Consider the following 19,099-nt stretch of genomic DNA (forward strand, 5'->3'; position numbering starts at 1 on the left):
CTCCCCCGGAGTATTTTTCTACTGGGGGGTAGTATTTATGTACTGGGGGGGAGTAGCATACAAGCACTTTTTAGTTAGGGATCACGTTATGAACGATTTCGCTTCACTCCTGCAGCAGGGCAACGCCTGGCTATTTATTCCCAGCGCGATTCTGCTGGGCGCGCTGCACGGCCTTGAGCCCGGGCACTCAAAAACCATGATGGCGGCATTTATCGTGGCGGTGCGCGGAACATTAAAGCAGGCGGTGCTGCTGGGGCTGGCGGCGACGGTATCGCATACGGCGGTGGTCTGGCTGGTGGCCATGGCAGGCCTGTGGTTCGGCCGCGGCTGGAATGCACAAACGTCGGAACCCTGGTTTCAGCTAATCTCAGGGGGCCTTATCGTACTGATTGCCTGCTGGATGCTGGCGCGTACCTGGCGCGAATCGCGTTCACATACCCATACCCATGACCATGAACATGAACATGAACATGAACATGAACATGAACATGAACATGAACATGAACATCATCACGATCGCCACCTTGCGTATCAACATCATCCTCACGCTCACCAACCTTCGCGGGTTGCCGCCGATGACTGGCAGGACGCCCATCAGCGCGCGCATGCGCAAGCGATCAATCGCCGCTTTAACGGCCAGCGGGTCACCACCGGGCAGATCGTCTTGTTCGGACTGACCGGGGGACTCATTCCCTGCCCGGCATCCATTACCGTGCTGCTCATTTGCCTGCAGTTGAAAAAGTTCTCGCTGGGGGCAACCCTGGTACTGGGGTTTAGCGTTGGGCTGGCGATCACCCTGGTGGCTTCCGGCGCAATTGCCGCCCTCAGCCTGAAGCACGTGGCAAACCGCTGGCCCGGGCTGAACGATCTCTCGCGCAAAGCGCCGTGGATTTCCGGCACCCTGATTATGGTGGTGGGTTTTTATATGCTGCTGCATGGCTGGAGTCATCTGTAGCGCGTCTATCGCCATCCCCAAAAGCTATGGGGATGGCAAAGATGAATTACTCATCCAGAAGCGGGGCAAAGCCGCCGTATATCATTCGTTTTCCATCAAAGGGCATCGATTCGCCAAACTCTTTCATCCGCGGGTCGGCCATCATTTTGGCATTCGCGGCATCGCGAACCTCTTTAGAGGGATACTCAATCCAGCTGAACACCACCTCTTCACTCTCTTCCGCTTTCACCGCCAGGCGAAAATCGGTCAGCTTGCCATCCGGGACATCATCCGCCCAGCACTCGACCACGCGGAGTGCGCCAAACTCTTTAAATAATGGCGCGGCCTTTGCTGCCATCTCGCGGTATGCCTCCTTATTTTCCGCCGGTACGGCAACGACAAAACCATCAACGTACTTCATGAGTCTGCTCTCCGAAGTGAACAGTACGGCCGGAGAATCCGGCCGTATCTGAATTGATAAGTTTAGTCTCCAGGTCTGATGGCAGCGTAAAATCAGGAGATAGCCTCACCGGGTTTCGCCAGAGCCTTCCGCGCGGCTGGCTGATGAAACCACGGCAGGCACAGCTGGATTAGCGGGCCGATAGTTAACGCATAGAGTACGGTTCCCACGCCAAACTTGCCGCCCATCATCCAGCCAATCAGCAGGACCGAAACTTCAATCGCGGTGCGGATACCGCGCAGCGACCACCCCGTACGAGCATGCAGACCGGTCATCAGCCCATCGCGCGGCCCGGGACCAAAGCCCGCGCCAATATACATCCCCGTCGCCAGCGCATTCAGTACGATAGCGCCCGCCAGCAGCAGGCTACGCGCCACCAGCGAATCCAACGGCGGCAGCACGGCTAAGGTCGCGTTTGCCGCCAGCCCCAGCACAATCACGTTGCTCACCGTACCCAGCCCCGGCATTTGCCGTAGCGGGATCCACAGCAGCAGCACTGCCGCTCCCGTCAGGATCATGACCGTACCAAAATCCAGATTAAACTGCTTACCGATCCCCAGATGAAAAACATCCCACGGATCGGCCCCCAGATTGGCATGCACAAATAACGCGGTCGACACGCCGTACAGGACCAGACCAATGTAAAGTTGCAGCAAGCGACGTACCATTTTTCACCTCAGGGCAATTGCGATTTCCCTTATCATCAGTAAAAATGGATTGATAATTAATGGCCAGTTTTTAAAAAGTGGATTGCCATGTTATCTCGTCGCTTTGGTGCACAATCGCTGGTACGGCTGCTCGGTCACTGGCAGGAGTCCACTTCTCGCACGCCTATCTGGCGTCAGCTTGCAGAAGCGCTGCGCCTGCTCATTCTCGATGGCCGCCTGGCGCTGGAAACGCGACTGCCCGGCGAACGTGAACTGGCGGCTGCCCTGAATATCAGCCGCACCACGGTTGCCAGCGCGCTCGGTCAGCTTCGGGAAGAAGGCTATCTCTACAGCCGTCAGGGAAGCGGTTCGCGGATCGCCTTGCCGGAGCGTCCGGTAGAGGCGGCGGCCAAACAAACGGACCCGCTATCGGTGAATCTGGCCGTTGCCGCCCTTAGCGCCGGCCCCGAGATCCATCAGGCCTACAGCCAGGCCTTAAAGATCATGCCTGAACATTTATCCAACACCGGTTACGATCAACAAGGGCTCCCGCTTCTGCGCGAAGCCATCGCCCGCCGCTATAGCGAACGCGGGCTGCCAACCCGCAGCGATGAAGTGATGATCGTCAACGGGGCGCTTAGCGGCTTTGCGCTGGTACTGCGTTTATTCACCGGGCCCGGCGATCGGGTGGTGGTGGATGCGCCAACTTACCCCATGGCGCTTAGCGCGATACAGGGCGCATCATGTCGTCCGGTTAGCGTGGCGTTACCGCAGCAGGGATGGGATTGCGATGGTCTGGCGGCAACGATTGCCCAAACGGCTCCGCGTCTGGCCTGGCTGATGCCGGATTTTCATAATCCCACCGGCCGCTGTATGGATAGCGCAACGCGCCAGCGGGTAGCGGACATCGCCGCACAAACCCGCACCACGCTGGTGGCAGACGAAACAATGGTGGATTTATGGTATGACGCCCCGCCGCCGCCGCCTTTAGCGGCATTTAATCCTGATGCCCCGGTGATAACCATCGGTTCAGCGGGAAAAAGCTTCTGGGGCGGCCTGCGCATAGGTTGGATCCGCGCTTCTTCACGAACCATTGCTTCGCTAGTTCAGGCCCGCGACTCTCTCGATCTCGGCTCCCCGCTGCTGGAACAGCTGGCCTGCTGCTGGTTGCTTGAGAATGAGCACAGGCTGCTACCGTCACGGCGCGCCATGCTGGCGACTCGCCGGGATATGTGCGGCGCGCTGATGGCGGAATATTTTCCCCACTGGCACTTCACGCCGCCGGAAGGAGGACTCTCTTTTTGGGTGGAATTACCGGGAATGCTGGCGACGCTCTTTTCCGTTCGCGCTGAAAGCCGGGGAATTCACATCGGGACGGGAACTCGCTTTGGCCTGGCCGGCGCGTTTGATCGCTATTTGCGTTTGCCCTTTACCCTTTCGGATGACGAACTGCGCAGCGCGTTTACGACATTGCAGCCGTTGTGGCATAGTCTGACTGAGCAGAAAGAGAGTTTCCGCCTGAGGAAAATCATTTAAGAAAATATCGACGGGCTGGAGCCAGCCCGTCAAAAACCATCATCCATGACGCATATGAGATGTTTTTATAAAATTGCGCTTCAATTTTGTCTTTCTGACGTGTCAGCCCGATGACAAAATTGCAATAGTTTCATTAATGCTGACGCGGGATCGGAAACCCTTTCAGAGAAATAATAAAGCCGTCTTCATCTTTTTTTATTTTTGCCCCTGTGTCACACCAGTCGGAGGCAATGCGAAAGAACTCATCGCTACCGATATTCCAGTTCAGGCGTACGTGCTTAACGTATCCGGAACGCAGCATATCGCAGGCTTCGCTATAGTTGCTGGCTGTAGAGAGTTGTTGTTTCATTTTTTCTTCTTCAGAATTTTACGTAATGCTTTGATTTCTTTAGGGGTTAATGGAGACGCTTCCTCTTCGGTATGCTGGCTATCGATATCTTCTTCCGAAACCCCCGCCTCGTCTGCTGATTCCGCTACCTGAAAGGCCAGCAGCAGCAGTTTCTCCGTAGCTGTTCCTAAATTTTCGTTATTTTCTTCCGCATACTGACGCAGCTTTTCTTTTAACTCGCCATCAATTTTTACGTTCAGAACCACAGTGGTCATAGTCACGCTTCCCGTGAAATAAAATCATCATATAATTAATACACGAAGTTAACATGCTGATCCAGAGATATATTTTTAGCTTATATCAAACAACATTTTCCCATGAATAATCTGCACGTTATATATGACATAAAGATGACAATAATATTTCAGTTAAATTTCAAATTTATGACGTAGTGAATTTTTTGGCATAAAAAATAGAGGGTTTAGAAACCAAAAATACTCACAATATATTTGTGGATATTAAATATGAAGGCTGAGGGAAACCATGGAATGAATGCGAATAGCGAGAGGGCACCCTGAAATGGGTGGGGGCCCTGCCAGCTACATCCCGGCACACACGTCGTCTGCTCTGGCTGCTTCCTTCCGGACCTGACCTGGTAAACAGAGTAGCGTTGCGGGAGAACCAACAGAGCCCCCATTGAGAACGTTAGTTACCTAACGCGCTGGCGCATTATCCCTGCTGAACCCCTGAATTGCAAGCCGCCGGCGATTGGGTGCTGGTTTATTGCGCAAAGTCGCGTCTACAGCGGCTTCTCACCGTAAAATGGCCCCGATCCCCTTATGAGATTGCGAGCACACTCTCAGCGGAAATCCTCGCCAGCGGCCATAATGAGGCTTATCTACCGTCTTTTTTAATCAACGCACTGTCTCAATGGTATATGAATGAGTGAATCACCGCGTTTAATCACTACCCTGGCGATGCCGGCCATCGCCGAAGTGACCGTTTCCTTCCGCGGTTTAAACTTTCTGCGTCCGGAGGTCATCCTCGATTTTGTGACGATTAGCAATAATCAGCTGCTCGCCGTCACCCCGGTCGCGCTGCTCTACTCTACCGTCGGCGTCCTTCAGCACATTGAATTACGTAAACTCCCCATCGACGTCAGCGGTCGCGTGGTGTATCCGATATCAACGCTTAAGCTTCCGGCAATGCGCGCAAAGCTGGTGATTAACGCCCAGTCAAAACGCCTGAAGTTTCTTGAAACACTGCTGAGCAATACGGCGAATGAAAATGTTCATGGCATGCAGGTGCTGGGTCTGGCGCTGGAATTTACCATCGTTAAATCGGCCTGACCCGCTATCTGTACAGCCCGTCATACAACGCTTATCCTGAGCCTTTTCCGGCAACAGGACGTACTATGGATTCTCACGATACTTTTCCGCAGCGGGTCTGGCAGATAGTCGCCTCGATTCCAGAGGGATACGTTGCCACCTACGGCGACATTGCTCATCTGGCGGGTTCACCGCGAGCGGCTCGCCAGGTGGGCGGAGTATTAAAGCGCCTGCCGGAAGGATCGACTCTCCCCTGGCATCGGGTCGTCAACCGCCACGGCGATATCTCCCTTACCGGACCAGATCTGCAGCGCCAACGCCAGGCGCTACTGGCGGAGGGCGTCCAGGTTTCAGGCAGCGGACATATTGATCTCCAGCACTACCGCTGGATTTATTGAAGGCAAAAAAATGCCCCTGTAAAGGGGCATGGTGGGGAGTTACTGGGCAGCAGGAGCGCTGTTGTTCGCCACCGGCACCGCCGTTTGCTGAACCGGCACCAGCACCAGATCGGCCCGGTTACCGCCCTGGTTAATCACCGTCTGCACGGTATCGGTAATAAACATCAGCTGACCGTTAACGGTAATCGCCGCGCTGAGAAGAATGCGGGCATTAGGCTGAATTTGCGCCTGGTTATAGGGCAGGACAAAGTTAAACGGCGCCTGCTTCCCTTCGGTCCTTACCGCTTTTTGCGACAGCACGTGCGCTGGCGCATCGGCCAGAGACGCATCCGACAGGGTTACGGTCAATACCGCGTCCGGCGGTAACGCCACGCGCTGTCGAATATTGATGGTCCCGGATACGTTAGGCTGCTGCTGCGAGGAGCTTAGTGAGGCAATGCCATAAGGATCGGGCGCCGCCTGGTTCGCTGCATTGCTGTTGTGGTTGTTCGCACAGGCAGACAGCGTAGCCGCTACGGCTAAAGCACTTAACATATAGGCAAATTTCATTCTTTTCTCCTTTTCATCCCTTCTTTAACAGGAGTACATCCAGCCACAATCGGGGACAGGACATTAGTATCGTGAATAAGTGTGGCACAGATCTCAGATCTCTTCCTGGAAAAGAGCCCATATTCAGATTATTGAACCCATCGGACCACTTGCGATTCCAGGTTATACTTTGCCTCAATAACGCGCTGCGCCAGGCAGTCATCATTGATTGAGGATAACTATGAGTCAGGCACTAACCCATTTGCTGGCATTGTTAAATCTGGAAAAAATTGAAGAGGGATTGTTCCGCGGACAGAGCGAAGATCTGGGATTGCGACAGGTCTTTGGCGGCCAGGTAGTGGGTCAGGCGCTGTATGCGGCAAAAGAGACGGTGCCCTCAGAACGCCTGATTCACTCGTTTCACAGCTACTTCCTGCGTCCCGGCGATAGCCTGAAACCTATCATCTATGATGTTGAAGTCCTGCGCGATGGCAATAGCTTCAGCGCCCGCCGGGTGGCGGCGATTCAAAACGGGAAGCCCATTTTCTATATGACCGCCTCTTTCCAGGCGCCAGAACCCGGCTATGAACATCAGAAAACTATGCCAGCGGCACCCGCTCCGGACGCGCTTCCCTCCGAAACGGATATTGCCCGCAAGCTGGCCCACCTGCTGCCGCCGCAGGTCAAAGAGAAATTTCTCTGCGATAAACCGCTGGAGATTCGCCCGGTCGAATTCCATAACCCTCTGAAAGGACACGTTGCAGAACCAACGCGTCAGGTCTGGATCCGCGCCAACGGCGTAGTGCCGGAAGATCTCCGCACCCATCAGTCTCTGCTGGGCTACGCTTCGGATTTTAACTTCCTGCCCGTTGCCCTGCAGCCTCACGGCGTCGGTTTTCTGGAGCCGGGCATGCAGGTTGCCACCATCGATCACTCAATGTGGTTCCACCGCCCGTTCAACATCAACGACTGGCTGCTGTACAGCGTTGAGAGCACCTCCGCCTCCAGCGCGCGCGGTTTTGTCCGCGGCGAGTTCTACACTCAGGACGGTACGCTGGTGGCTTCCACGGTGCAGGAAGGCGTCATGCGTAATCGCAACGCATAAAAAAGCAGAGCCTCCCCGAGGGGAGGCTCTGCAGCTTCAGGAGATAACTCGTTTTATCAGGCGTTGTAGGCGTTTTCGCCGTGGCTGTTTACGTCCAGTCCTTCACGCTCTTGATCTTCCGGTACGCGCAGGCCAACGGTCATATCGGCAACCTTGTAACCGATAAAGGCGACGACGCCTGACCAGACGATGGTGATACCGATGCTTTCCAGCTGTACCAGAACCTGATGGCCCATGGTGACGCCTTCCGCGTAGCCCACACCGCCCAGAGAAGTCGCGGCGAAGATACCGGTCAGGATGCAACCTACGATACCGCAGACGCCGTGGACGCCAAACACATCGCACGGGTCATCAACGCGCAGCCAGCGTTTCAGAACGGTGACGCCCCACAGACCCGCAAGGCCCGCAGCGATACCCACAATCAGCGAGCCGCCGACGCCAATGTAGCCACAGGCCGGAGTGATGCCGACCAGACCGGCAATCGCCCCTGAACAGGCGCCCAGCAGTGACGGCTTGCCGCGGGTTGCCCACTCGCCGAAGGTCCATGCCAGGATAGCCGCCGCCGTTGCAACCACGGTGTTAACAAACGCCAGACCGGCAATTTCGTTCGCCGCGCTTGCTGAACCGGCGTTAAAGCCGAACCAGCCAACGTAGAGGATGGCGGTGCCGGTGAAAACCATCGGCAGGTTATGCGGTTTGAACGCTTCTTTACCAAAGCCGACGCGTTTGCCCATCATGTAGGCGCCCACCAGCCCCGCGACCGCGGCGTTGATGTGAACAACCGTACCGCCGGCGAAATCAAGCGCGCCGTGCGTAGCCAACAGACCGCCGCCCCATACCATGTGCGCAATCGGCACATAAGAGAGCGTCATCCATACCACAACGAATATCAGTACCGCCGAGAAGCGAATACGTTCCGCCAGCGCACCGACGATCAGGCCAACGGTAATACAGGCAAAGGAGCCCTGGAAAGCAACGTGGATGTACTGATAGAAGCTCCCCATCAGCGCTTTCAGTTCAATATTTTTCAGCAGTACCCAGTCGAAGTTGCCGAAGAAGCTGCCGCCAGCGCCGAAGGCCAACGTGTAGCCATAAACCACCCACAGTACGCAGACCAGCGCAAACGTCACGATGACCTGCGTCAGCATGGAGAGAACGTTTTTACCGCGGATCAGCCCGCCGTAGAACAGCGCGATGCCCGGAATCGTCATAAACAGCACCAGCGCGGTGCAAATCATCATAAAAGCGTTGTCGGCTTTGTCCGCGACCGCCGGTGCGGCCATCGCCAGCCCCGGAAGGAGAGCCAACGCTCCCAGACCTGTTTTCATTGTTGCTATCTTCATTGTTTCGTTCCCCATCACTGTGTGGTCTGAAAGTTACAGTGCCGCTTCGTCTGATTCGCCGGTACGGATGCGAATCACGCGCTGCAGCTCGGCGACAAAGATTTTGCCGTCGCCAATCTTTCCGGTGTAAGCCGCTTTACTGATGACATCGACGACTTCGTCCAGCTGATCGTCGGCAATCGCGACGTCAATTTTCACTTTCGGCAGAAAATTGACGCTATATTCCGCGCCGCGATAGAGCTCCGCGTGGCCTTTCTGACGGCCGAACCCTTTAACTTCAGTGACCGTCAGGCCCTGAATACCCATTGAAGATAATGCTTCACGCACGTCTTCCAGTTTGAATGGTTTGATTACCACGGTAACCAGCTTCATAAGTCCCCTCCAGTCAGAATTCGGTAATGGCCGCAGCTAACACGTCTCTAATAAAGCAAGGGCTATGCCAGAAATGAAAAAGGACCGCCAGGCGGCCCTTTTTGAGGAGGAAGGAGAATAATTCGGCGGAAACGAAGCGGCAAAATGCCTCTTTTGCCTGAAACTGCACCATTTCAGTGCGCAGCTTGTGACGATTTTGCACCACCTCAGGCCGCGGCGGCGCCGCTGCCTGTTTATGGTGCATCAGGCGATAAGCGACTCTTCCTGCGCGCTGGCCGCCAGCTCTTCGCCAGCCAGCTGCAGCTGATACATCTGCCAGTAGCGGCCTCTGGCCGCCAGCAGCTGCTGGTGACTTCCGCGCTCAACGGCCTGACCGCGGTGCAGTACCAGGATCGTATCGGCCTCGACGATGGTCGATAAGCGGTGCGCAATCACCACCAGCGTGGTGTGCTCGCGCACCCGAGCCAGAGCCTGCTGAATCGCCTGCTCGGTACCGGAATCGATATTGGCCGTCGCCTCATCAAGAATCAGCACCTGCGGCGTATCGACCAGCACCCGCGCCAGCGCCAGCAGCTGTTTCTGGCCAACGGAGAGATTATTCCCCTGCTCGCCCAGCAGCGTATAAATACCGTTTTCCATTTCACGGGCCAGCGCCGCCAGCTGTACCGCTTCCAGCGCTTCCCACACCTGCTCTTCGCTGATGTCGCGACCGAGGGTGACGTTGGCATAGAAGGTGTCAGCCAGCACCACCGGATCCTGCTGCACCATTGCAATCCCCTGCCGCAGCGCGCTGTGGCTTAAGGAAGAAAGCGGACGACCGTCGATGCGAATCTCTCCCTGGGTTAACGGGTAGTAGCCCATCATCAGGCTGGCCAGGGTGCTTTTACCGCTCCCGGTATGACCAACCAGAGCCACAAAGCTGCGGGACGGGATATCGAGATTAATATCCTGCAACACCAGGCTATCGTCGCGGTAGGCAAAAGAGACATGATCGATACTCATCGCCCCGCTGCGCAGCGGCTCGCTATCTTCACCCCACGCCTGACGCGGTTTGTCCATGAGCTCGAAGACGCGCTCGCCTGCCACGACCGCCTGCTGCAGCATTGACTGCTGGGTGGTCAGCTCGATCAGCGGCTCGTTCAGTCGCCCAAGATAGCTAATAAAGGCGTATAGCACCCCGACTTCGATCGTTCCGCTGCTGCTGAAACCAAACAGCATCAGCAGGCCGCAGAGAATTAATGAAGAGAAGAGGCTCAGCAGTGGGCGCAGCAGGAAGCCATCAAGACGCAGGGTTTGCATACGCGCCAGATAGTGGGCGTAGCTGGCCTCGCGCATCCGCTCGCCGAACCGCGCCTGCTGGCGGAACTGCTGGATGACGCCCATGCCGTTAATCACTTCATTAAAACCGTCGTTGATGTCCGCCAGCCAGGCGCGAACCCGCCTGACGATGGGCGTGCTGTAGCGCTGATAAATCATCATCACGATCAGCACCGCCGGGAAAATAGCGATAGCCACCAGCGCCATCCGCCAGTCAAGGCTGAACATCGCCACCAGCATCGCGCCAATCAAAGCGGCGCTACGCAGCACGGTCGCCACCACGGTCACGTAGAGATCGCGAATCACTTCGGTATCGTTGGTAACCCGCGAGATGAGCTGCCCGACCGGCTGCGTATCAAACTCGCTGAGCGGCTGACGCAGCGCGGCGTCCATCACATCGCTGCGCAGCTGCTGCACCACGCCGACCGCCGCGCGATTAAACAGCAGCGCCTGGCAGTAATGCAGGCCAGCGGCAAGGAGTTGCAGGCCAATGTAGGCCGCGGCGAGGCCGCAGACCAGCTTCAACGGCAGCGAGTTCTTCGCCACCATATTGTCGATGAAATAGCTGATCAGCAGCGGGCCGCTGACTTCCGCCACCGCCGCAACCCACATCATGGCAACCGCTATCATCAGCGGTTTACGCCACGGGGAGCCGTAGGCCAGCAGGCGCTTTAAGGTCGGCCAGAGTTCAGTGAAACTACGCACCGGCGACCTCCTTATCTTCCTGCGGGATATCATCCAGCGCCGCTTCCAGCTGCTGATAACGGTACATATCCCGATACCAGCCCGGCTGCGCCGCCAGCGCCTCATGGCGACCGCGCTGGGAAATATGCCCGTGCTGCATCACCAGAATTTCGCTGGCCTCGGTCAACGCCGACAGGCGATGGGCGCTAATGATCACCGTCCGCCCCTCTCCCCACTGCCGCAGGTTATGCAAAATCTGGTGCTCCGTTCTGCCATCCACCGCCGACAGCGCATCATCAAGGATCAGGATCTCCGCCTCCAGCAGCAGCGCGCGGGCGATGGAAATACGCTGTTTTTGCCCACCGGAAAGCATCACGCCGCGCTCGCCGACTTCGGTGTTATACCCCTGCGGCAGGCGCAGGATATCCTCATGCACGCTGGCAAGCCGCGCAACGTGCTCGATTTGCTCCTGCGTGGCGTCCGGTTTACCGAGGGCAATGTTGCTGGCGACGGTATCGGAGAACAGGAACGGTGTCTGATTGACGACCGCCAGCCGGGCGCGCCAGCTATCCAGCTGTAGCCGGGTCAGGGGAACGTCGTGGAAGCGGATATCGCCCTCGGTGACGTCAAAATGACGCTGAATCAGCGCCAGAATGGTGCTCTTGCCGGAGCCGGTCGGCCCGCAAATCCCCAGCATCTGCCCGGGCTGGAGCGTAAAGTTGACCTTTTCCAGCGAGACCTTGTTCGCCTGCGGGTAGATAAACTCGCGCACGGCGACGCTAAGCGTGCCGCGCCCTTCCGGCGTCGGCTCGCTGCCGTCGTTCACCACCGGCGCCTCCTCCAGCATGGTGCGAATGCGCGCATAGGCCGCGCTACCGCGCTCCACGATGTTAAACATCCACGCCAGCGCCAGCATTGGCCAGATCATCAGGCCGAGGTACATCACAAAGCTGGTGAGCTGACCCAGAGTCAGGCTGCCCTGGATCACCATCCAGCTGCCGCCGCCGATGGCCAGCAGGTTAGCGGTCCCGATAGCGATATAAATCGTCGGGTCAAAGCGGGCGTCGATACGCGCCACGCGCATGTTTTTCGACCCGGTATCCGCGGCGTCGGCGGCAAACAGCGCCGACTGTCGGTCTTCGAGACCAAAGGCTTTGATCATGCGGATGCTGGTCAGGCTCTCCTGGGTGCGGTCGTTGAGGCTGGAGAAGGCCGCCTGCGCGACGCGAAAGCGTTCGTGTAATGCATCGCCGTTACGCTTAATCGCCAGCGCCATCAGCGGCATGGGCAGCAGCGCCAGCAGGGTTAACTGCCAGCTGATTTGCGTCGACATGACAATCAGCACCGCGCAGCCCATGACCAGCGAGTCAACCAGGGTTAATACCCCCTCGCCGGCGGCGAACACCACCCGATCCACATCGTTGGTGGCGCGAGCGATCAGATCGCCGGTACGGTGGCGCAGGTAAAAGGCCGGATGCTGGCGGCTGAGCTGGCGATAGAAATCCTCGCGCAGTTCGACGGCCAGCTGATAAGAGGCGCCGAAAAGCAATACGCGCCAGACGTAGCGCAGCAGATAGACCATCACCGCAATAACGACCAGCAGGCCGATCCACATCCACACCTTTTCCGCGGTGTAATGTTGTTTTGTTACGCCGTCAACCACGATACCCACCACCTTTGGCGGCACCAGTTGCAGAATGGCAATGACGATCAGCAGAGCAATAGCGCCGAGGTAACGACGCCACTCCCGGCGGAAATACCAGCTAAGTTGGGCAAATAATCGCAAGCAGTTAAATCCTGAGTGTGTAATTCGTAGCGGCTGATGCCGTTAATCAATCGGCAAGGCAGTGGTGTATTTTATCTGTTCCATGGCAAAACTCGAAGTCACATCCGAGAGCCCCGGCACGCTGTTTACCAGGCGTTTATAAAAATCGTCGTAGTTCTTCATATCCGCCACCTGGACCCGCAGCAGGTAGTCATACTCCCCCGCCATACGCCAGAAACCGAGAACCTCCGCCATCTGCGTGACTTCGCTGACGAAGCGGCAATACCAGTCGCTACTGTGATGCTGAGTCTTAATCAGCACAAACGCCGTCAGCCCAAGCCCGACCTTTTCCGCATCCAGCAGCGCAACGCGTCCACGCAGAATACCTTCATCTTCCAGCCGCTTCAGGCGCTTCCAGCAGGGCGTGGTGGTCAGATTAACGGCATCGGCCAGCGCCTGCAAAGAGAGGGTGCAGTCGGTTTGCAGTAAAGAAAGCAGCTTACGGTCAATTTTATCTAACATAGGGCACCTTGGGAGAAAAATTTACTCCATTCATTGTAATTGAAAGGCTAAATGGCAACAATTTTTCCTTCGATTTCCGCTAAGCTGGGCACAAAATGACAAACAGGAATTTGAGATGAACAGCGCCTGGGTTAAACACGCGATTAGTGAAATTAATGCCGATTATCAGCGTTCCGCCGACACGCACCTTATTCGTCTGGCGCTTCCGGGGTTCCCGGGGATCCAGCTCTACCTGAAGGATGAAAGCACCCATCCAACCGGTAGCCTGAAGCACCGCCTGGCCCGCTCGCTGTTTCTCTATGGTCTGTGCAACGGCTGGATTAAAGAAGGGACAACGATTATCGAATCCTCTTCCGGTTCGACCGCCGTCTCTGAAGCCTACTTCGCCCGTCTCTTAGGCCTGCCGTTTATCGCCGTGATGCCTTCCTGTACGGCAAAACGTAAAATTGAACAAATTGAGTTCTACGGCGGCCGCTGCCATTTCGTCGATAGCGCCTGCGAAATCTATGCCGCCTCCGAAACCCTGGCCCGCGAGCTGAACGGCCATTATATGGATCAGTTTACCTATGCCGAACGGGCGACCGACTGGCGGGGAAACAATAATATCGCCGACAGTATCTTCCGTCAGATGAACCACGAGCCGCATCCGCAGCCGTCGTATATCGTGATGAGCGCGGGCACCGGAGGCACCTCTGCCACCATCGGACGCTACATTCGTAGTCAGGGCTACGATACGCAGCTGCTGGTGGTTGACCCACAAAACTCGGTGTTTATGGACTACTGGCAGAGCCGCGACGCCAGCCTGCGCAGCCCGGTCGGCAGTAAAATTGAGGGCATCGGCCGCCCGCGCGTCGAACCGTCGTTTATTCCCGACGTGGTCGATGAGATGCTGCGGGTACCGGATGCCGCCAGCGTCGCCACCGCGCTATGGCTGGAAACGCTGCTCGGACGTAAGGTCGGCGCCTCCACCGGCACCAACATGTGGGGCGTACTGCAGCTGGCCGTGCGGATGCGCGAAGAGGGGCGCACCGGCTCTCTCGTCACGCTGCTGTGCGACAGCGGTGAACGTTATCTGGAAACCTACTACAACCCGCAGTGGGTAGCGGCCAATATTGGCGATATCTCCTCATGGCAGGCACAAATCGCCGACATGCTGCAGGCAAAATAAAAGAAGCCAGATATCACAGGATATCTGGCTTGCTGGCAGGGTCTCTTTATTCGGGGGAATAAGGAAGATCGGGATTATCCAGCCAATGAGTCAAAAAGTGGGAGACGGCCTGATGACGGCAGTCGCCAATAACCGGTAGATGTGGGAGTTCCGCTTTCAGCTGATTCATCGCATTGCCCATAATCACGCCGCGCCCGACGCTGCCGAGCATTTCCAGGTCGTTCATGGCGTCACCGAACGCCATACAATCCTGCATCGTCAGCCCCAGATGCTGGCTTAATACCGCCAGCGCCGCGCCTTTGTTACAGCCGCCAGGCAACACTTCAAGGCAATCCATCGCCGAAAAACAGAGATCCGCTCTGCCGCCCAGCGCTTCACTCAGTTGAAGCCTTAGCCGCCGCAAATCGTCATGATCGCCGCAGAAGCAGATTTTAGTGACCTGATGCGCCGGTATTCGCTTTGGATCGTACAGCTGATAACGAAAACCGCTAAAGACGTGCGCTTTCAGTAATTCCGGGATCGCCTGCCCGGTGTACCAGCCGCCGTCGTTAAAGAAATGCATACTGGCCGTGGTTTCCCAGGCGCTGTGCAGCACCTCTTCCGCCACATCGGGAGCCAGATCGCGGCGATACAGCTCCTCACCTTCCAGAGAGTGAATGCGCGTCCCGTTGCCGGTGATTAAAAACGCATCCAGAGAGAACTCGCCGATAACGTGGCGCATTTCCAGAGCATGACGACCGGTGGCGAAAGTCAGGGTGATATCGCGATCGCGCAGACGTTTGAGCGTCGAAAGCGTTTTTTCTCCCAGACGATGGTCCGGCATCAGTAGCGTACCGTCCATATCGAATGCAGCCAGTCTTGCCATCTTCTGCTCCCCAAATCGTGGTGGATTTTGCTTGTGTTGCAGTATTGCCTGAGATATACGGAAGTAATAGTGAATAGATAAATTTTATTGTTCCGGGTTTACCAATCTACGCAGGATTACACAGCGATGAGGCTATTAAACCGTCTGCATCAGTACCAGCGACTCTGGCAGCCCTCCGCCGGAGAGCCGCAGCAGGTAACCGTCGGCGAGCTGGCCGAACGCTGCTTTTGCAGCGAACGCCACATTCGAACCCTGCTGCGCCAGGCGCAAGAGTCCGGCTGGCTAAGCTGGCAGGCCAGCTCCGGTCGCGGAAAGCGCGGGCTACTCCAGTTTTATAAAGCGCCGGAAACGCTGCGCAATGAGATGATGGAGCAGGCGCTGAATAAAGGGCAGCAGCAAAATGCCCTCGAACTGGCCCAGCTGGCGCCGGTGGAGCTTAAAGCGCTGCTTTCCCCCTTTCTCGGCGGCCAATGGCAGAACAATACGCCGACCCTGCGTATTCCTTACTACCGTCCGCTGGAGCCGCTGCGCCCGGGTTTTATGCCGGGACGCGCGGAGCAGCACCTGGCCGGGGAGATATTTTCCGGTCTGACCCGATTTGATGCGCAGAGTACCTGTCCGATAGGCGATTTAGCCCATCACTGGGAGGTGTCGCCTGACGGCCTGCGCTGGCACTTTTATATTCGTTCTACCCTGTTCTGGCACAACGGCGATCCGATTAAAACCTCACAGCTGCAGCAGCGGCTTCTGATGCTGCTGCAGCTGCCCGCGCTGCGCACGCTGTTCGCCAGTATCAGCGAGATTAGCGTCACCCACTCCCAGTGTCTGACTATCACCCTGCATCGTGCCGATTACTGGCTGCCGTTCCGCCTTGCCAGCTACTGCAGCGTGCTGGCGCATCCTGACGATCCGGCGATCGGCAGCGGACCGTTTCGCCTGAAGCGATTTACTCCGGACCTGGTGCGGCTGGAAAACCATCAGCGCTATCATCTCACTCACCCGCTGCTGCAGGCCGTGGAGTACTGGATCACGCCGCAGCTGTTCGAGCAGGATCTGGGCACCAGCTGTCGTCATCCGGTACAGATAACCATTGGCGATCCTGACGAGCTGACCAGACTACGTCAGGTCAGCAACAGTATTAGCCTCGGCTTTTGCTATCTGACGCTGCGCCAGAGCCCTCGTCTTAACAAAGCGCAGGCGCAAAGGCTGGTCTCGCTGATTCATCGCTCCACCCTGTTAGAAACCCTGCCGCTGGATGAGGATCTGATCGCGCCCAGCAACGAAGTCTTGCCGGGCTGGTCTATTCCGCAGTGGCCTGAAAATCATGATACCCCTCTGCCTGAACGGCTTACGCTGCTCTATCACCTCCCCGTAGAGCTACACGCCATGGCGGATCGGCTTCGTCAACGGCTGGCGGAGCTGGGCTGCGAGCTGACGATTATTTTCCATGATGCGAAAAACTGGGATGGCTGCCAGCAGTTTGCACAGGCGGACCTGATGATGGGCGACCGCCTGATTGGCGAAGCGCCGGTCTATGCGCTGGAGCAGTGGCTACGCTGCGACGTGCTGTGGCCTAATTTGCTGACCGGGGCGCAATATGCGCATCTCCAGGCGACTCTGGATGCCGTTCAGTCCTTACCGGACGAACGCAGCCGTAGCGAAGCGTTGCGCAACGTCTTTAACAGCCTGATGGACGATGCCATCATGACGCCGCTGTTCAATTATAATTATCGCATCAGCGCGCCGCCGGGGGTCAACGGACTACGGCTGAACGCGCGCGGCTGGTTTGATTTCGCCAGCGCCTGGCTACCGGCCTCTGCGCCGTGACGGGGCTGGTGGTCACGTTCATCAGGCGCTACCATATGCGCCTCACTTCGATTGTCAGGAATTACCATGAAACGCGCCGTAGTTGTCTTCAGCGGAGGACAAGATTCGACGACCTGCCTGGTGCAGGCTCTGCAACAGTATGATGAAGTGCATTGCGTCACTTTTGATTATGGCCAACGTCATCGCGCGGAGATTGACGTTGCTCGCGAACTGGCGCTAAAGCTGGGGGCCGTGGCCCATAAAGTCCTTGATGTCACCCTGCTTAACGAACTGGCGGTCAGCAGCCTGACCCGCGATAGCATTCCGGTTCCGGATTATGAACCGGACGCCAGCGGCATTCCGAATACCTTCGTACCCGGGCGCAACATTCTGTTTTTAACCCTGACGGCCATTTACGCGTATCAGGTGAAGGCGGAAGCCATTATCACCGGCGTTTGCGAGACCGACTTTTCGGGCTACCCGGACTGCCGCGACGAGTTCGTGAAAGCGCTGCACCATGCCGTCAGCCTCGGTATGGCGAAAGATATTCGCTTTGAGACGCCGCTAATGTGGCTTAACAAAGCCGAAACGTGGGCCCTGGCCGATTACTGGGGCCAGCTCGACCTGGTGCGCCATGAAACCCTCACCTGCTATAACGGTATTAAAGGCGACGGCTGCGGGCAGTGCGCCGCCTGTAACCTCCGCGCCAACGGGCTGAGCCAGTATCTGGGCGATAAGGTTGGGGTGATGACGGTGATGAAGCAGAAAACCGGGCTCCAGTAACCAGTTACTTCCCGGCGGCGTGGCGGGATCGCAGGCGGCTCACGATGCATAGCCCGGTCAGATACGCAGCAGCGCCTTCGGGGAAGTTCTGCCACTTTCTGTGCGCCTGCCCGCGCTACCGGATCGCAGACAGCTGAGGAAACGTAGCCCGGACAGGTGCGCAGCACCGCCTCCGGGACATCCCCCTCCGGCTGGCCTGTTAGCGAGGCTCAAGCTGCTCCAGCTTCTCCCGCAGTTCGCCCTCAAGCGGCAGCGCTTTCTGCGTTTTTAGATCGATACAGACAAAAGTGATAAGCGCATCGACGACTACTTCGCCGTTAGGATTGAGGGTGACCACCTGGCTTAGCGTCCCGCTTTTTCCGTTCAGCTGTTCGAGCTTGCTGGTGACGGTTAACACATCGCCCAGTACCGCCGGTCGGCGGTAGTTGATATTGATATTGACCACCACAAAGGCGATGTTGCGAGCGGTCATCCAGTGGAAGGCCGGGCTGCTTTCCAGGCCATCCCAACGCGCTTCTTCGAGAAACTCCAGATAACGCGCATTGTTAACGTGCTGATAGACATCCAGATGATAGCCGCGAACTTTGATTTGTGTCTGCATAGCGCAAATGCCTTATCTTTAATTGTTGTTTTGAGGTCAGAGGTCACACCACTGGTGTGACCTCTTCAGTCTGGCAAATAATGACGACTGTGCAAACTTTCGCTGAAAATTTACAGCTTCAGATGTGACAGATTTCTCTCTACCAGCGAGTTGCCCATTCCGGGCACCTGCTTAAGATCGTCAACGGTTTTAAATGGCCCGTACTCTTCGCGATAGCTCACTATAGCCTGCGCTTTCTTCAGGCCGACGCCATTCAGCGCCTTAGCCAGCTCTTCCGCGCTGGCGTTATTGATACTCACCCTGGTGCCTTCACTATCCGGCGCATTTAACGCATCCGGCGCTTTTGCCTGCGGTGACTGCACGCTTTCCTTTACCGGCGCCGACGCTTTGCCGGCAGAAGGCGCCGCCTGCGCTATCTGACTCCCCGCCGCGCAAACCAGTACGGCGGCAATAAGCGTTTTCATTCCTCGTTTCATGCTGTTATCTCCTTGTTTGTAGACAGCAAGGTCACGATAGCGACGAAGGAAAAAGAGTACAAAAGGCAAAATGCAGAAATGGAAAAGGCCGCGAAAGCGGCCTTTGAGAATGACATCACGTTACTTGCTTTTG

Annotated in this window: 22 protein-coding genes and 1 other RNA gene; 8 read left to right on the plus strand and 15 right to left on the minus strand. The window is 56.8% G+C overall.

All coding sequences use genetic code 11. The annotated features are described in order from the left end of the window. The first annotated feature begins 88 nt into the window (after positions 1–88). Positions 89–955 (plus strand): nickel/cobalt efflux protein RcnA, encoded by an 867-nt coding sequence (locus ABLU96_RS01085; protein WP_064405090.1) that lies wholly within the window; start codon positions 89–91, stop codon positions 953–955. 46 nt (positions 956–1,001) lie between these two features. Here the strand turns inward: ABLU96_RS01085 and ABLU96_RS01090 are convergent, their stop codons facing one another. Together ABLU96_RS01090 and ABLU96_RS01095 are read right to left on the minus strand one after the other, a co-directional pair. Next, complete coding sequence (locus tag ABLU96_RS01090) at positions 1,002–1,355, minus strand: DUF1428 family protein (RefSeq protein WP_004848301.1); 354 nt, start codon at positions 1,353–1,355, stop codon at positions 1,002–1,004. A 92-nt stretch (positions 1,356–1,447) separates the two neighbouring features. Further along, positions 1,448–2,062, minus strand: a complete 615-nt coding sequence (locus ABLU96_RS01095; RefSeq protein WP_014228193.1) for a membrane protein — start codon at positions 2,060–2,062, stop codon at positions 1,448–1,450. A gap of 87 nt (positions 2,063–2,149) precedes the next feature. On the opposite strand from ABLU96_RS01095, the gene ABLU96_RS01100 reads away from it, so the two are divergent. After that, the gene (locus ABLU96_RS01100) at positions 2,150–3,577 is read left to right on the plus strand and encodes a PLP-dependent aminotransferase family protein (protein ID WP_046876987.1); all 1,428 of its coding nucleotides are present in this window, start codon (positions 2,150–2,152) and stop codon (positions 3,575–3,577) included. A 133-nt stretch (positions 3,578–3,710) separates the two neighbouring features. Here ABLU96_RS01100 and ABLU96_RS01105 read toward each other — a convergent pair whose 3' ends face one another. The 3 genes from ABLU96_RS01105 to ffs form a co-directional block, all read right to left on the minus strand. Continuing rightward, a complete protein-coding gene (locus tag ABLU96_RS01105; protein ID WP_004129860.1) occupies positions 3,711–3,926 on the minus strand; it encodes a hypothetical protein in 216 nt (71 codons plus the stop codon). Continuing rightward, a complete protein-coding gene (locus ABLU96_RS01110) occupies positions 3,923–4,180 on the minus strand; it encodes a hypothetical protein (RefSeq protein WP_004848294.1) in 258 nt (85 codons plus the stop codon). Before ABLU96_RS01110 ends, ABLU96_RS01105 begins: the two co-directional genes overlap by 4 nt. Before the next feature lie 315 nt (positions 4,181–4,495). Then, positions 4,496–4,592, minus strand: an RNA gene (gene ffs / locus ABLU96_RS01115) — signal recognition particle sRNA small type. A 254-nt stretch (positions 4,593–4,846) separates the two neighbouring features. Here ffs and ABLU96_RS01120 point away from each other — a divergent pair. Both ABLU96_RS01120 and ABLU96_RS01125 read left to right on the plus strand, forming a co-directional pair. Beyond that, on the plus strand, positions 4,847–5,254 hold the full coding sequence (locus ABLU96_RS01120; protein WP_025107156.1) for a hypothetical protein: 408 nt from the start codon (positions 4,847–4,849) through the stop codon (positions 5,252–5,254). Positions 5,255–5,319: 65 nt separating this feature from the next. Beyond that, on the plus strand, positions 5,320–5,631 hold the full coding sequence (locus ABLU96_RS01125; protein ID WP_025107157.1) for an MGMT family protein: 312 nt from the start codon (positions 5,320–5,322) through the stop codon (positions 5,629–5,631). Positions 5,632–5,670: 39 nt separating this feature from the next. Here the strand turns inward: ABLU96_RS01125 and ABLU96_RS01130 are convergent, their stop codons facing one another. Beyond that, positions 5,671–6,180 (minus strand): YbaY family lipoprotein, encoded by a 510-nt coding sequence (locus ABLU96_RS01130; RefSeq protein WP_004848288.1) that lies wholly within the window; start codon positions 6,178–6,180, stop codon positions 5,671–5,673. Between the two features lie 220 nt (positions 6,181–6,400). On the opposite strand from ABLU96_RS01130, the gene tesB reads away from it, so the two are divergent. Then, complete coding sequence (gene tesB / locus ABLU96_RS01135) at positions 6,401–7,264, plus strand: acyl-CoA thioesterase II (protein WP_064405092.1); 864 nt, start codon at positions 6,401–6,403, stop codon at positions 7,262–7,264. Between the two features lie 56 nt (positions 7,265–7,320). On the opposite strand, the gene amtB is transcribed toward tesB, so the two are convergent. The 6 genes from amtB to ABLU96_RS01165 are packed head-to-tail and all read right to left on the minus strand — an operon-like array spanning position 7,321 to position 13,267. After that, positions 7,321–8,607, minus strand: a complete 1,287-nt coding sequence (gene amtB / locus ABLU96_RS01140) for an ammonium transporter AmtB (RefSeq protein WP_004848284.1) — start codon at positions 8,605–8,607, stop codon at positions 7,321–7,323. Positions 8,608–8,640: 33 nt separating this feature from the next. Then, positions 8,641–8,979 (minus strand): P-II family nitrogen regulator, encoded by a 339-nt coding sequence (gene glnK / locus ABLU96_RS01145; protein WP_004099573.1) that lies wholly within the window; start codon positions 8,977–8,979, stop codon positions 8,641–8,643. 13 nt (positions 8,980–8,992) lie between these two features. Continuing rightward, positions 8,993–9,223 carry a hypothetical protein gene (locus ABLU96_RS01150; protein WP_004848281.1) on the minus strand — a complete coding sequence of 77 codons (231 nt, stop codon included), beginning with the start codon at positions 9,221–9,223 and terminating at the stop codon, positions 8,993–8,995. Beyond that, positions 9,223–11,001, minus strand: a complete 1,779-nt coding sequence (locus ABLU96_RS01155) for a SmdB family multidrug efflux ABC transporter permease/ATP-binding protein (RefSeq protein WP_064405094.1) — start codon at positions 10,999–11,001, stop codon at positions 9,223–9,225. Before ABLU96_RS01155 ends, ABLU96_RS01150 begins: the two co-directional genes overlap by 1 nt. Then, positions 10,994–12,766: a SmdA family multidrug ABC transporter permease/ATP-binding protein gene (locus tag ABLU96_RS01160; RefSeq protein ID WP_064405096.1), complete on the minus strand. Its 1,773-nt coding sequence runs from the start codon at positions 12,764–12,766 to the stop codon at positions 10,994–10,996. The genes ABLU96_RS01155 and ABLU96_RS01160 overlap by 8 nt, the downstream gene beginning before the upstream one ends. A gap of 42 nt (positions 12,767–12,808) precedes the next feature. After that, positions 12,809–13,267 carry an Lrp/AsnC family transcriptional regulator gene (locus tag ABLU96_RS01165; protein WP_004135994.1) on the minus strand — a complete coding sequence of 153 codons (459 nt, stop codon included), beginning with the start codon at positions 13,265–13,267 and terminating at the stop codon, positions 12,809–12,811. A 115-nt stretch (positions 13,268–13,382) separates the two neighbouring features. On the opposite strand from ABLU96_RS01165, the gene ABLU96_RS01170 reads away from it, so the two are divergent. Further along, the gene (locus ABLU96_RS01170) at positions 13,383–14,435 is read left to right on the plus strand and encodes a PLP-dependent cysteine synthase family protein (RefSeq protein WP_025107161.1); all 1,053 of its coding nucleotides are present in this window, start codon (positions 13,383–13,385) and stop codon (positions 14,433–14,435) included. A gap of 46 nt (positions 14,436–14,481) precedes the next feature. Here the strand turns inward: ABLU96_RS01170 and cof are convergent, their stop codons facing one another. Then, positions 14,482–15,300, minus strand: coding sequence for an HMP-PP phosphatase (gene cof, locus ABLU96_RS01175; protein ID WP_025107162.1), 819 nt, complete (start codon positions 15,298–15,300; stop codon positions 14,482–14,484). A 126-nt stretch (positions 15,301–15,426) separates the two neighbouring features. Here cof and ABLU96_RS01180 point away from each other — a divergent pair, with 126 nt between their 5' ends. Both ABLU96_RS01180 and queC read left to right on the plus strand, forming a co-directional pair. Then, on the plus strand, positions 15,427–17,127 hold the full coding sequence (locus tag ABLU96_RS01180; RefSeq protein WP_064405098.1) for an SgrR family transcriptional regulator: 1,701 nt from the start codon (positions 15,427–15,429) through the stop codon (positions 17,125–17,127). Between the two features lie 66 nt (positions 17,128–17,193). Further along, positions 17,194–17,889 (plus strand): 7-cyano-7-deazaguanine synthase QueC, encoded by a 696-nt coding sequence (gene queC, locus ABLU96_RS01185; RefSeq protein WP_014228183.1) that lies wholly within the window; start codon positions 17,194–17,196, stop codon positions 17,887–17,889. 199 nt (positions 17,890–18,088) lie between these two features. Here the strand turns inward: queC and ABLU96_RS01190 are convergent, their stop codons facing one another. Then, complete coding sequence (locus ABLU96_RS01190; protein ID WP_064405100.1) at positions 18,089–18,490, minus strand: YbgC/FadM family acyl-CoA thioesterase; 402 nt, start codon at positions 18,488–18,490, stop codon at positions 18,089–18,091. 110 nt (positions 18,491–18,600) lie between these two features. Next, entirely contained in the window at positions 18,601–18,966 is a 366-nt protein-coding gene (locus ABLU96_RS01195; protein WP_004848263.1) for a helix-hairpin-helix domain-containing protein, read from the minus strand. Positions 18,967–19,099 lie beyond the last annotated feature (133 nt).

It is taken from the genome of Klebsiella sp. CN_Kp106 (assembly GCF_040064575.1).
Classification (GTDB): Bacteria; Pseudomonadota; Gammaproteobacteria; order Enterobacterales; family Enterobacteriaceae; genus Klebsiella; species Klebsiella michiganensis.

What these genes read in the sequence shown, in the direction of transcription:
- ABLU96_RS01085 (WP_064405090.1), top strand. Translation starts at nt 89, where the DNA reads ATGAACGATTTCGCTTCACTCCTGCAGCAGGGCAACGCCTGGCTATTT.
- ABLU96_RS01090 (WP_004848301.1), bottom strand. Translation starts at nt 1,355, where the DNA reads ATGAAGTACGTTGATGGTTTTGTCGTTGCCGTACCGGCGGAAAATAAG.
- ABLU96_RS01095 (WP_014228193.1), bottom strand. Translation starts at nt 2,062, where the DNA reads ATGGTACGTCGCTTGCTGCAACTTTACATTGGTCTGGTCCTGTACGGC.
- ABLU96_RS01100 (WP_046876987.1), top strand. Translation starts at nt 2,150, where the DNA reads ATGTTATCTCGTCGCTTTGGTGCACAATCGCTGGTACGGCTGCTCGGT.
- ABLU96_RS01105 (WP_004129860.1), bottom strand. Translation starts at nt 3,926, where the DNA reads ATGAAACAACAACTCTCTACAGCCAGCAACTATAGCGAAGCCTGCGAT.
- ABLU96_RS01110 (WP_004848294.1), bottom strand. Translation starts at nt 4,180, where the DNA reads ATGACCACTGTGGTTCTGAACGTAAAAATTGATGGCGAGTTAAAAGAA.
- ABLU96_RS01120 (WP_025107156.1), top strand. Translation starts at nt 4,847, where the DNA reads ATGAGTGAATCACCGCGTTTAATCACTACCCTGGCGATGCCGGCCATC.
- ABLU96_RS01125 (WP_025107157.1), top strand. Translation starts at nt 5,320, where the DNA reads ATGGATTCTCACGATACTTTTCCGCAGCGGGTCTGGCAGATAGTCGCC.
- ABLU96_RS01130 (WP_004848288.1), bottom strand. Translation starts at nt 6,180, where the DNA reads ATGAAATTTGCCTATATGTTAAGTGCTTTAGCCGTAGCGGCTACGCTG.
- tesB (WP_064405092.1), top strand. Translation starts at nt 6,401, where the DNA reads ATGAGTCAGGCACTAACCCATTTGCTGGCATTGTTAAATCTGGAAAAA.
- amtB (WP_004848284.1), bottom strand. Translation starts at nt 8,607, where the DNA reads ATGAAGATAGCAACAATGAAAACAGGTCTGGGAGCGTTGGCTCTCCTT.
- glnK (WP_004099573.1), bottom strand. Translation starts at nt 8,979, where the DNA reads ATGAAGCTGGTTACCGTGGTAATCAAACCATTCAAACTGGAAGACGTG.
- ABLU96_RS01150 (WP_004848281.1), bottom strand. Translation starts at nt 9,223, where the DNA reads ATGCACCATAAACAGGCAGCGGCGCCGCCGCGGCCTGAGGTGGTGCAA.
- ABLU96_RS01165 (WP_004135994.1), bottom strand. Translation starts at nt 13,267, where the DNA reads ATGTTAGATAAAATTGACCGTAAGCTGCTTTCTTTACTGCAAACCGAC.
- ABLU96_RS01170 (WP_025107161.1), top strand. Translation starts at nt 13,383, where the DNA reads ATGAACAGCGCCTGGGTTAAACACGCGATTAGTGAAATTAATGCCGAT.
- cof (WP_025107162.1), bottom strand. Translation starts at nt 15,300, where the DNA reads ATGGCAAGACTGGCTGCATTCGATATGGACGGTACGCTACTGATGCCG.
- ABLU96_RS01180 (WP_064405098.1), top strand. Translation starts at nt 15,427, where the DNA reads ATGAGGCTATTAAACCGTCTGCATCAGTACCAGCGACTCTGGCAGCCC.
- queC (WP_014228183.1), top strand. Translation starts at nt 17,194, where the DNA reads ATGAAACGCGCCGTAGTTGTCTTCAGCGGAGGACAAGATTCGACGACC.
- ABLU96_RS01190 (WP_064405100.1), bottom strand. Translation starts at nt 18,490, where the DNA reads ATGCAGACACAAATCAAAGTTCGCGGCTATCATCTGGATGTCTATCAG.
- ABLU96_RS01195 (WP_004848263.1), bottom strand. Translation starts at nt 18,966, where the DNA reads ATGAAACGAGGAATGAAAACGCTTATTGCCGCCGTACTGGTTTGCGCG.